Below are 12,098 nucleotides of genomic sequence, written 5' to 3'. Positions count from 1 at the left end.
ATTTGTATTTTACATCGCTAGCGCAGCGATCTCGATGTTAATTTCTTTAAATGCATCGAGCTTTTGTTTGTCACCTACTTCTGGTAGTAACACTTTGCCGTTATCGAACCGAAACACCCCGATACCCGCAATGAAAAACTGTCCCTTAAAAAGCGTTTTAACAAATTTAGCAATTTGTCTCGGACGATAAACCGTAAACTTTCGCAGCATAACCTAACCTCAATATCCGTTTGAGTACAACCATCATGTTCCCGCTTTATGCGAGTGTTGTCGCAATATTTTTTGCGCTCGTGACAAGTATACAGCATATTTATTCGTTCACAAAAGATAAATTAACATCTTTGCAACAAACTATAAATTACTGTTATGCTTGGTATGATTTTATCAAGTAAAGGACATCTCTTGGTCAAATCGCACCAATAACATTGTGGTAATTCCTAGGTTAACCTATGGTATGCCGCTCAACACAAAGTAATGGAAACAATTACAATGAAACTAAAGCCTCTCCTAACAATAGCAATGCTGTGTTTACCCACTCTTGCTATGGCCACGAATTTACAAGTTGGTGGTAACGCACGCTCAATATCTGTGAAGGATCATGGTGAGCTTATTCTCAACAATGACGCAATTACTTACCAAGCGTGGAGCAGTAACGATATGCTTGGCAAAGTACGAGTTATTCAAGCCATCGCTGGCCGTAGTAGCTCAAAAGAGATGAACGCCCCACTAATGAAAGCCATTACGGATGCGAAATTTCCAGAAGACAGCTACCAAACCACGACGATCATCAACCAAGATGATGCAATGTGGGGCACAGGGTCCTTTGTCAAATCTTCAGCTGAAGACAGCAAGCAAGAATTCCCATGGTCATCCATGGTGCTCGATAAACACGGCCTAGTTGCCAACGCGTGGCAACTCAAAGAAGATAATTCAGCAATTATCGTTCAAGATAAGCAAGGCAAGATTCTGTATGTTAAAGAAGGCGCTTTAACAGATAGTGAGGTTCAAGAAGTGCTGACAATGATCAGCGATAACCTATAACCTCTCGCTATGTTGAAATCATAATGGGAGCAAAGTCGCTCCCATTGTTTTTTTTCCTGTTAGAAACCCAAAGCGGACCATTGTTTACGTTGGTAAATATTTTGATTTGTTATAACATAACAAATCAAAATTAAACGAGAACAAGTCGCATGTCGCTGATTCAACTGATGAAAACAGGTTCTAAGCTAAGAGCTGCATTGTGTTTAAGCTTGCTGCTGCTTGCTCTCAATGCCCTATCCATCGAGCACAGCTACGATTCTCACATCGACCACCAGGAACATCATTGCCCTTTATTTACCAAAGGCACCCATTCACTTCCCGTCAGTCTTTTCCATGCAGCGTCAGTAGTTGTTTCTCATTCCAGATTGATCAATATAGATAATAGTGTCTGCCATTCAAAGCCGGAGTGCATCAGTGCACGCTCACCGCCTTTGCTTACCTAGATTCACTAAAATCATCTATTGTTATCACAGACTAAAATTTAAGGAATCCCAATGAAACTCAAGATGACTCTATTAGCTGGACTCGTAGTCTCCCAATTTGCAGTGGCAGAAGAAAACTTCCGACAACACGATGCCCATGTTCACGGCCATGTCGAGTTCAATATTGCTCAAGATGGACAAGACCTTTTAGTGGAGATTACGGCTCCTGGCGCGGATGTAGTCGGCTTCGAGCATGCCCCGAAAACTGACGCAGAAAAAGCGGCGCTTACCAAAGCCAAGGCGACACTCAACGACGTGAATAACCTACTGATCCTACCCAAGGCTGCTGGATGCCAACTCGTGGATGCGGATATTGATAATACGTTAGAGTCTCATCAAGACCATGATGACCATCACAACCATAAAGATCATGATGATCACAAAGGTCACGACCACCACCACGATCATGACCATGACGGACACGATGATCATAAGGGTCATGACGACCATCATGACCATAAAGAACACGATGATCACAAAGGTCATGACAACCACGACCACGACCACGACCACGACCACGACCACGACCACGACCACGACCATCATGATGGACATGGCGAGTTCAACGTGCAATACCAATTTACCTGTAGTGATTTCAGTGAGTTAAACCAAATTGACACAAAATGGTTTAGCTACTTCCCTGCAACTGAAAAAGTCTCTGTTAACCTGTTAACGGACACAGCACAATCTGCAACTGAACTAACCTCTGGCAACACTGTCATTAAACTGTAAGCATCTCGCCCTAAGAAGTAGCTTTGCTCTCTTAGGGCATCTTCTTGGATAAGAGGACATTATGGCTAGAGTAATCGAACTCACCGATCTCACTTTCAAATGGCACCCAGAACAAGCCCCCACACTCAATATTCCTTCACTAACTGTAGAACAGGGTGAACATCTATTCTTAAAAGGACCAAGTGGCTGCGGGAAATCAACCTTATTGGGGCTACTCACTGGTATCAATACAGCAACTTCAGGCAATGTTGTCGCTCTGGGACAGTCACTACAATCATTATCTGCCAGTGCAAGAGATAAATTTAGGGCGGATCATATCGGTTATATATTCCAACAGTTTAACCTGCTGCCGTATCTCTCTGTCATTGATAACGTCACCTTACCTTGCCGGTTTTCTCAAGTCAGAAAAAACAAGGTAGCGGGCCCTTTAGAGCAAGAAGCCAAGCGGCTTCTCGAACACTTAAGGCTGCCTTCACACCTTCTCAACAAACCAGTGATTGAGCTCAGTATCGGTCAACAACAACGTGTGGCCGCCGCACGTGCCTTAATTGGTCAGCCTGAATTTCTTATTGCCGATGAGCCAACTTCGGCTTTGGATCACGATAACCGAGAAGCTTTTATCGAATTACTTATGGAACAAGCTAACCAAGCTCATTCCACGCTGATCTTTGTCAGCCACGACCCGACGCTCGAATCCCTATTTACGCGAAGCGAAAATTTACTGGATATCAACCAAGCGAGAGCATTATGAGTATTACATTGAAACTAGCTTGGAAAAGTCTTCTCAACCGAAAAACCACCGCATTGTTAACCGTTATGACGGTGGCTATTTCGGTTATTCTTCTCATGGGTGTTGAACGTATTCGAACTCAAGCAAAAAGCAGTTTTGCCAACACGATTTCAGGCACAGACCTCATCGTCGGCGGTCGTTCTGGCCAAGTAAACCTGCTGCTCTACTCTGTCTTTCGTATTGGTAATGCCACCAATAATATCGATTGGAAAAGCTATGAAGAGTTTAGCCAACATCGCGCTGTTGACTGGGCAATTCCCATTTCTCTTGGAGACTCACACAAAGGTTTTCGAGTCATGGGAACTAATCACAGCTATTTCGAGCACTACCAATATGGACAGAAGCAACATTTAAGCTTCTCTTCAGGCCATGAATTTAATGGGCTATTTGAAACCGTGCTGGGCTCCGATGTTGCCAAATCCCTAGGCTATGATATTGGCAGTGAAATCATTATTGCGCACGGCATCAGCGATGTCGGCTTTAGCCGTCATGAAAACCTCCCTTTCAAAGTGGTCGGTATACTCGCCCCTACAGGGACACCAGTCGATAAAACCGTTCATGTTTCTCTTGAAGCAATTGAAGCGATACATGTTGGTTGGGAATCTGGTGCAAATCTGGGTAACACACCAAGCAAAGAACAGCTGGAACAGATTGACTTCCAACCTAAGCAAATCACGGCCATGTTGATAGGTCTTAAGAGCAAGATTCAGACCTTCGCTCTACAAAGACAGATTAATACCTATAAGCAAGAGCCACTAAGCGCCATTCTTCCAGGTGTCGCCTTGCATGAATTATGGGGCATGATGAGCGTGGCTGAACAAGCGTTGCTTATCGTCTCTATTTTTGTTGTCGTCGCAGGTTTGATGGGAATGCTCTCAAGCTTACTGACTAGTTTACAAGAGAGACGAAGAGAGATGGCGATACTACGTGCCATGGGAGCTAGACCACGACACGTGTTCACCTTGTTGGTCAGTGAGGCCACCGTTCTTACTTCTGTCGGTATCATTTGCGGTATTGGTGGCATGTATGCCATGCTAGCAGTCGCTGCGCCAATCATCACTGCAAACTACGGTATCAATATTGCGCTAACCGCAATTACTGCTCATGAGTGGATGTTGCTAGGGTTTGTTCAAATCGCAGGAATGATCATTGGATTCTTCCCTGCACTGCGCGCGTACCGACAATCATTAAGCGATGGCATGACCATCCGAATTTAGCGAGATTGACATGAAAATACTGCCTAAACTCGTTGGCATTCTATTATTAACGATAAGCATGCTAATGCCACATATGGCGTTAGCACAGGATGAATCTGATCTATTAAAACTCGATTGGATCGATTTGATCCCCGAGAAAGAACGCAACCAGTTTGATGCGATGGGCATGCCTGCCATTGATCACTCTGGCGGTGTAATGGAGCAATCAAAATTGGGCTCTGTCCGACAAGAGCTTAATGGCAGTCTGGTCAAGATCCCTGGCTTTGTTATTCCACTTGAAGGCGATGAAGACATGGTGACTGAATTTCTATTGGTTCCTTACTTTGGCGCCTGTATTCACGTACCACCACCGCCACCAAACCAAATCATTTATGTAAAGTTTAAAGAAGGTGCACCTGTACATCGTTTGTGGGATGTTATTTACGTGGTAGGAACATTGAAGACGGAAACCATCAATTCTGAGCTCGCTGAAACTGCCTATCTGATTGATGGAATCCGTATTGAAGATTATGACGATGGTTAGAATGCACGCTGAATAGCGTAGAGGCGTTAAAAGTAAACATTTCGTTAACAGTGCTAGCTTGTCATATTGCCAATCAATCTTCTACTTAGCTGATGAAAGTAGATAGATAAGCTAGCACTCCGAGATAAACACATAGCAATAATGCTACCGAAACGTGTTTTTTAACTCTATTCTCTCCTGAGTGACTCATAAAGCCCTCCTTAGTTACACCTCAAATTTAACAAAAATTTATCATTTATCCCAGCATTTTTTACAATATGATGGCCGTTATTGTTAATTCGGAAAATAGCTCACATAAATAGAACTAGTCAGCACCATAAAATATCGCTAAATTGATGATCAATCGTACAATTTTACTGCCTATCTTGAATTCGTTTTTATGAGCAAATTACCTGTCGATCAGCAATCACAAACTACCGAGCCAAACACGCAGAACGAACAGGCTCACAAAAAAAGCCACCATATGAAGGACAGTGGCAGCAGAATACGTGCTATTGCTCAAGCACATAGTTTGGACGCATTGATTGCAGAGGAAACCCCAAGTAAAAGCCTATTTGAACGCGCCATGTTGCGCGAAAAGCAGAGTAAAGAGCAGCGACAAAAGAACTTAGAACAAATTGTGAAAGCCGCGCTGACATCGTGCAAAAATGAAGTGGCAGGAGAGCCAGACTTTGACTGGCTGGTGCGTTATTTCGACATGGCCAAGGAAATTCACAACAGCTCAATGCAAAAACTATGGGCACAGGTGCTAAAACGAGAAGTGACCAATCCGGGTTCAACTTCGATGAAAGCTCTAAAAACCCTCAGAGACATGACGCCAAAAGAAGCACAAACTCTACAACGCGCTGCTTCTTTGGCTTGCAGTTTTGGTACCGATACTAGCCGAAAACTACTGCTTGGTATTCGCCATCAGGCAGGGTTATTTAGCTTTTCTAAACGCGAAAGCCTTGATGAACTAAGCCTAGGTGAATTTCAATTTCCCTATTCCAGCCTGTTATTACTTGTTGAGCTCGGCATCCTGCTCGCCACCGAATTAGAGTCCGGTGAAATCACCAAAGAGCCCGCACTTAAGCTCAGTTATCAAGGTAAAGAAATGACGTTGCAGCCAAAGCATAAAGGCATCACGTTAACCTACTACCGATTTACCCCAACGGGTAACGAGTTGTGCCAATTGCTTGGAAACCGTAGCAATAACCAGTACCGCGATAAACTACTAGAGTTACTGAATAGAAAGTTCATTGTGAAGGGTGACACGGCCAACTCGTTTCATCATACGGTTTAGCTAATGATACTTCGCTCAGTCAGTGCCTGAATACACTGTTCAACCAGTTCCTCAACTTTATATGCGTCGGCATTTAAATGAATTTCTGGTTCGATGGGTTGTTCATATTCAGAATCTATCCCGGTGAAATTCTTGATTTCTCCCGCTCGTGCTTTCTTGTATAACCCTTTAGGATCCCGCGCTTCACAAACCGCCAAGCTCGCATCAACAAAGACTTCCAAGAATTCGCCTTGAGGTAATAGCGCACGCACCAAAGCTCGCTCTTCTCGGTGAGGAGAGATAAAGGCCGAGAGCACGATAAGACCCGCGTCCGCCATCAATTTTGTTAGCTCACCAACTCTTCGAATGTTCTCTCGTCTATCTTGCTGAGAAAAGCCTAGGTCTCGACAGAGCCCGTGTCGCACATTATCGCCATCTAGCAAATAAGTGTGATAACCACGTTGCGTAAGTTCAGTTTCCAGAGCACCTGCCACCGTTGATTTTCCAGCACCGGAAAGCCCCGTAAACCACAATACTACTGGCTGCTGTTTTTTTAAGGTTGCACGCTCTGACTTGGTTACCTGATGCTGATGCCAAATAACGTTTTCATCTTTGTTTATTTCGGCGCTTGCCAGTGCACTATTTGACATAGTAAGTCCTTGTAAAAATACTTAAAACGGAAAGAAATAGGGAATAAGTGCCAATACCAAAACGGAATAGACAATAGAGATAGGTATCCCAATTCTCATGTAATCTTTCAGTTGGTAATTACCAACGCTATAAACCAGTAGATTAGTCTGATAACCATAAGGAGAGATAAAACTCGCGCTCGCACCAAACAGCACAGCCATTATGAAAGGCATGGGATCAACGCCGTAGCCGACCGCCATACTGTAGCCAATGGGAAACGCCAATGCCGCGGCTGCATTATTGGTCACCAATTCGGTTAGGATAAGTGTCACCAAGTAAGTAGCCACTAACGCTCCAAATACTCCCCAACCATTGAATAGCTCGATAAACATCGCTCCCATTCGCTCAGAGAGGCCAGTAGATATCATCAACTGCGCGATAGACAACGCCGAGCCAACAATCACCACAATGTCGACCGGAAAGCGACGCCTTAGCTCGCCGATATTAACGATGCCAAAGGCCAGAACCGCAATTAGATACAGTGCTAGCCCCTTAATTATGGGGAGAATGTGAGTGAGTGCTAACGCAATCACAGCAACAAAACCAAGCAGCACGTAACTCGATTTAGCAAAATCAAGTTTGGCACTGGAATCTAAGTCATTGACCAGCACAAACTCTTTTCGATGTTGGCGACGAGCCTGTTCGAACCCTTTACCAGGCGCCAACACCAATGTATCTCCGGCCTGTAAGATAATATTGCCGAGACCACCTTCCAGTCGTTCATGACCACGCCGAATCGCCACCACAACCGCATCAAAACGGTCACGAAAATGGCTCGATTTAAGCGTGTTATTACAGAAGGTCGCCGATGAGCTGACCACCACTTCCAATAGGTTCTGTCCGTTGAGATGGTGCTGCCCGAAAAACGTCAAACCCTGAATTTCTTGAAGAGTAGCAACACTTTCCACATCACCACAAAACAGCAGACGATCCTTAGCTTGAAGGACAAAGTTAGGGTCAACTGAAGCCAGAGTTTCACCATCTCGTACCACTTCGGCCAAAAACAACTTTCGTAATGCCCTGAGATTGTTCTCTGCGATACTTCGTCCCACTAGTGGTGAGCCAGGCTCCACTCGAGCTTCCAAAAAGTAGGGCAAATCATCTTGATTCGCATCATCATAATTAGGCAGAAGATAACTCAATGGAATCAGTACCAGTACTCCACCGACTAAGACACTAAGTCCTATCCAAGTGGGTGCGAAAAAGTCCAAACTTGGTAAGCCCACATCTTCGACGAAGCTATTGATTATAAGGTTGGTAGAAGTACCAATTAGCGTCAGTGTACCTCCAAGGATAGCCGCATAAGATAAAGGAATAAGCAGCTTTGAAGGAGCATGACGCTGGTTGCGCTTAATAGCGCCAATTAATGACACAACAACAGCGGTATTGTTGGTAAAAGAAGAGAGCAAAGCAGTAGAAACCCCAAGCTTTGCCACTACAGAGCCTAAACGGCCTGTAGCAATGGAACGACTAACCCAACTGATCAATCGAGTTTTTTCTAACGCCGCAGACGAGAGAATCAGTAGCACCAAAGTTAATAGCGACGAATTAGTAAAATTGGTCGCTATCGCATTAAGCTCTAACATACCGGAAATAAACGCGATAAACGCAGCACCAGCAAAGATAAGGCTCGGTTTTATCTGGGTCGCGATCAAGCAAGCAATGATAGACATCAACAGTGCTAGCACTACTCCTTGTTCCCACATATCCTTCTCCCTACTGCTTAATGCTACGTTACATTGATTTCACGTCACAATGGTTCCAACTAACTAAGACGTTAGATATTGGCATCCCACTCAGGGAAGTGCTTCATAATGAGTGCTTTCAGTTCTTTCTCAAATGCCCCCATGCGCTCTTGAGGTGAACGTTGTTCTTCAGCTAATGCTTCACGAACCAAGCCTGCACCTACTGTGACATTAGTGAGTCGGTCGATAACAATAAAACCACCGGTATCTTGCACCGCATCATAACTATCTACCGCAACCGACTCTGTAAGTGACCACTCACATAAACCAATACCGTTGAGAGGCAAAGCGTCAGTATCAAAAGACTTCAGTGTATTAATGTCATATTGATGACGAACACCTTCTAGCTGGCCCTGAGTTTTCTTACCTGCAATCTTGATGTCATAGCTTTTACCTGCAGCCAAAGGCTCATCAGTCATCCAAACCACATCAGCAAGCAGACGATTTGACGACACCACTTTCGCGTCTTGTTTTACAATCAAGTCACCGCGACTAATATCGATCTCATCACTTAAAGTCAGCGTTACTGCTTGACCAGCAAATGCGCGAGGCAAATCACCATCGAACGTCACAATACGTTCTACACGTGATGTTTTCCCAGAAGGTAGTGCTTTGATTTCATCGCCAACCTGTATTTCGCCTGAACCAATGGTGCCAGCAAAACCGCGAAAATCGAGGTTAGGTCTATTCACATATTGCACTGGGAATCGGAAATCTCCATTCTGCTTCTCTTGGTCGATATCGACTTTTTCTAGCAGATCAAGCAGTGGCTCTCCTTGATACCAATCCATGTTGTTGCTCAAGTCGACCACGTTATCGCCTTCTAGAGCAGAGATAGGAATCATCTGGATATTGATGTCTTTACCTAAGTTTTCCGAAAACGTTAGGTATTCATCACGAATTGCTTCGTAACGCTGTTGAGAGAAGTCCACTAGGTCCATTTTATTAACCGCGACGATAAAGTGCTTAAGACCCAACAAGCTCGAAATAAACGAATGACGACGCGTCTGATCCAATACTCCTTTTCGAGCATCGATCAAGATAACTGCAAGATCACAGGTCGACGCACCGGTCGCCATGTTACGAGTGTATTGTTCGTGCCCTGGCGTATCGGCAATAATGAATTTTCGTTTCTGGGTTGAGAAATAACGGTAAGCCACATCGATGGTAATACCTTGTTCGCGCTCTGCTTGCAGACCATCAACCAATAAGGCTAAATCAGGCTTCTCACCCGTTGTTCCCACTCGTTGACTATCAGAGTGAACGGCCGCCAATTGATCTTCATAGATTTGCTTAGAGTCGTGGAGTAAACGGCCAATTAAGGTACTCTTGCCATCATCAACCGAACCGCATGTCAGGAATCGGAGTAAAGATTTGTGTTGATGCTGATTCAGGTAGCCTTCAATACCTAGTTCAGCAAGTTGTGCTTCTACTGCGCTATTCATAATCTGTTCCTTCGATCCTTAAAAGTAGCCTTGACGTTTCTTAAGCTCCATCGATCCTGACTGATCGTGGTCGATCGCTCGTCCTTGTCGCTCACTGGATGTAGCCACTAACATTTCTTCTATGATGCCTGTCAGTGTGTTCGCTTCCGATTCAACGGCACCCGTTAATGGATAGCAACCTAATGTTCTAAAGCGTACGCTCTTATGTTCCACAGTCTCATCAGAACCAATCTCCATGCGCTCATCATCAACCATGATCAGCATGCCATCACGCTCGACAACGGGACGTGGGGCTGCAAGATAAAGTGGAACGATTTCGATATTCTCTAAGTAGATGTATTGCCAAATATCAAGCTCAGTCCAGTTAGACAATGGGAATACACGAATGCTTTCCCCTTTATTGATTTGACCGTTGTAGGTTTTCCACAGCTCTGGACGTTGGTTTTTAGGGTCCCAAGTATGGTTCTTATCACGGAAAGAGTAGACTCGCTCCTTAGCTCTCGACTTCTCCTCATCACGTCTTGCACCACCAAACGCTGCATCAAAACCATATTTATTTAACGCTTGCTTAAGTCCCTGCGTTTTCATGATATCTGTGTGCTTTGAAGATCCGTGTACAAATGGACTGCACCCCATCGCAAGCCCTTCTGGATTCTTGTGAACCAAAAGCTCAAATCCATATTTCTCCGCAGTGCGATCGCGAAATTCGATCATTTCTTTGAATTTCCAATCGGTATCAACATGCAGCAACGGAAATGGGATTTTTCCGGGATAAAATGCTTTGCGAGCTAAATGCAGCATGACAGAAGAGTCTTTGCCGATGGAGTACATCATGACTGGATTATCAAATTCGGCAGCCACTTCTCGGATGATATGGATGCTTTCGGCTTCCAATTGTTTTAGGTGTGTGAGTCTTTCTTGGTCCATGTGTTGTGCTTCCTTTTTCTATGTCGGCCACACTGTGACCAACACAAGACTGATTCAATAATGACTGTGATTAGGCGCGCTGACTTGCGACTCGTTGGTTTGGCTGAACCTCATCATGCTCTCGCTCAAACCACGATAGCTCGTCAGCAAGAGAGACGACTTCTCCTACAACAATAAGTGCCGGTGATTCAGCGTGTTGTGCTAATTCCGGTAAATTCGATAAGGTGCCACGTAATACTCTCTGTGAACGCTGAGTCCCACGTTCGATAATCGCTACTGGAACAGTTTTACTACGACCGTGCGCCAGTAGTTGTTGCTGTATGTAGTCGGACTTCATTAACCCCATATAGATGACAAGTGTTTGATTACCTCTAGAGAGCGTTGACCAATCCATATCATCAGCGTCAGGCTTTAAATGTCCTGTGACGAACAGTGCAGATTGTGCGTAATCACGATGAGTAAGTGGGATGCCTGCGTAAGCTGTTGCGCCAGCGGCTGCGGTAATACCAGGAATGACTTGGAATTGAATACCTGCTGCTGCAAGCACTTGAAGCTCTTCACCGCCACGGCCAAATACAAAGGGATCGCCACCTTTAATACGTACGACTTTATGCCCACTTTGTGCAAACTCTACCAATAATTGATTGGTCTTCTCTTGCGGAACACTGTGGTGACCAGCACGCTTGCCTACACAAACCAAAATGGTATTTTCCGGCACCAATTCCATGATTTCATCAGAAACTAGGTAGTCGTAAAGCACCACATCCGCTTGTTGAAGTAGATTAAGAGCCTTCAGGGTGAGTAACTCAGGATCGCCGGGACCTGCACCAATTAGCGCAACTTCACCCGCTCGTAATACTGAACTTGGCAACTTGGGCTTATGATAACTGCTCACCAAAGTTGGTGTGGCTACCTTGCCCGTTGGGAGTGGTTGAGACGAATCCATAATAACAATCCTTCGCTAGTCGAATGATGGCATTATGACCACTCCTCTATATTACCTGAAATTCTAAAATTTCATTTTTTATTCCAAAAGTCACTAAGCAGATTTTATTAGTGCAGAACAATGTGAATTTTTGATCCATCTTCCGCCTGATTTTGACGAATGGAACTAGGCTTGAAACAAAAGTTGCGAGATGTGTATCAGATTGCACTTGAGTGCGCACTTAAGATCACACTTTTTATGTATACGTAAACTTTCTTACACAACAAATTGCTACACTTAGCAAGTTTAAAATCAATTAC

13 protein-coding genes are annotated in these 12,098 nt (G+C 44.4%); 7 read left to right on the top strand and 6 right to left on the bottom strand.

What is annotated here, in order from left to right; all coding sequences use genetic code 11:
* Positions 1-9: 9 nt before the first annotated feature.
* Positions 10-210: a DUF1107 family protein gene (locus OH456_RS23505; protein WP_006073236.1), complete on the bottom strand. Its 201-nt coding sequence runs from the start codon at positions 208-210 to the stop codon at positions 10-12.
* A 279-nt stretch (positions 211-489) separates the two neighbouring features.
* Here OH456_RS23505 and OH456_RS23500 point away from each other — a divergent pair, with 279 nt between their 5' ends.
* The 7 genes from OH456_RS23500 to OH456_RS23475 all read left to right on the top strand — a co-directional run bounded on the left by OH456_RS23500 (position 490) and on the right by OH456_RS23475 (position 6,067).
* A complete protein-coding gene (locus OH456_RS23500) occupies positions 490-1,041 on the top strand; it encodes a YtfJ family protein (RefSeq protein ID WP_198557259.1) in 552 nt (183 codons plus the stop codon).
* Positions 1,042-1,190: 149 nt separating this feature from the next.
* A complete protein-coding gene (locus OH456_RS26010) occupies positions 1,191-1,484 on the top strand; it encodes a DUF2607 family protein (RefSeq protein WP_081411570.1) in 294 nt (97 codons plus the stop codon).
* Positions 1,485-1,535: 51 nt separating this feature from the next.
* Positions 1,536-2,255 carry a zinc uptake protein ZrgA gene (zrgA, locus tag OH456_RS23495; protein ID WP_270034334.1) on the top strand — a complete coding sequence of 240 codons (720 nt, stop codon included), beginning with the start codon at positions 1,536-1,538 and terminating at the stop codon, positions 2,253-2,255.
* A 61-nt stretch (positions 2,256-2,316) separates the two neighbouring features.
* Entirely contained in the window at positions 2,317-3,006 is a 690-nt protein-coding gene (locus OH456_RS23490) for an ABC transporter ATP-binding protein (RefSeq protein ID WP_270034333.1), read from the top strand.
* Positions 3,003-4,262 (top strand): ABC transporter permease, encoded by a 1,260-nt coding sequence (locus tag OH456_RS23485; protein ID WP_006073230.1) that lies wholly within the window; start codon positions 3,003-3,005, stop codon positions 4,260-4,262. Before OH456_RS23490 ends, OH456_RS23485 begins: the two co-directional genes overlap by 4 nt.
* A gap of 58 nt (positions 4,263-4,320) precedes the next feature.
* Complete coding sequence (locus OH456_RS23480; RefSeq protein ID WP_270034351.1) at positions 4,321-4,785, top strand: DUF3299 domain-containing protein; 465 nt, start codon at positions 4,321-4,323, stop codon at positions 4,783-4,785.
* A 379-nt stretch (positions 4,786-5,164) separates the two neighbouring features.
* On the top strand, positions 5,165-6,067 hold the full coding sequence (locus OH456_RS23475; protein ID WP_006073223.1) for a TIGR03899 family protein: 903 nt from the start codon (positions 5,165-5,167) through the stop codon (positions 6,065-6,067).
* Here the strand turns inward: OH456_RS23475 and cysC are convergent.
* From cysC to cobA, 5 genes are all read right to left on the bottom strand, one after another.
* Positions 6,064-6,696 (bottom strand): adenylyl-sulfate kinase, encoded by a 633-nt coding sequence (gene cysC, locus OH456_RS23470; RefSeq protein ID WP_236111644.1) that lies wholly within the window; start codon positions 6,694-6,696, stop codon positions 6,064-6,066. The genes OH456_RS23475 and cysC overlap by 4 nt on opposite strands.
* Before the next feature lie 21 nt (positions 6,697-6,717).
* A complete protein-coding gene (locus tag OH456_RS23465) occupies positions 6,718-8,442 on the bottom strand; it encodes an SLC13 family permease (protein WP_038228867.1) in 1,725 nt (574 codons plus the stop codon).
* A gap of 71 nt (positions 8,443-8,513) precedes the next feature.
* A complete protein-coding gene (cysN, locus tag OH456_RS23460) occupies positions 8,514-9,926 on the bottom strand; it encodes a sulfate adenylyltransferase subunit CysN (RefSeq protein ID WP_088876604.1) in 1,413 nt (470 codons plus the stop codon).
* An 18-nt stretch (positions 9,927-9,944) separates the two neighbouring features.
* The gene (gene cysD / locus OH456_RS23455; RefSeq protein WP_270034329.1) at positions 9,945-10,853 is read right to left on the bottom strand and encodes a sulfate adenylyltransferase subunit CysD; all 909 of its coding nucleotides are present in this window, start codon (positions 10,851-10,853) and stop codon (positions 9,945-9,947) included.
* Positions 10,854-10,923: 70 nt separating this feature from the next.
* A complete protein-coding gene (cobA, locus tag OH456_RS23450; RefSeq protein ID WP_270034328.1) occupies positions 10,924-11,799 on the bottom strand; it encodes a uroporphyrinogen-III C-methyltransferase in 876 nt (291 codons plus the stop codon).
* Between the last annotated feature and the right edge of the window lie 299 nt (positions 11,800-12,098).

The sequence above is a fragment of the Vibrio sp. La 4.2.2 genome, from assembly GCF_027586995.1.
Lineage (GTDB): Bacteria > Pseudomonadota > Gammaproteobacteria > Enterobacterales > Vibrionaceae > Vibrio > Vibrio mediterranei.
This window is presented reverse-complemented; position numbering and strand designations above follow the sequence as displayed.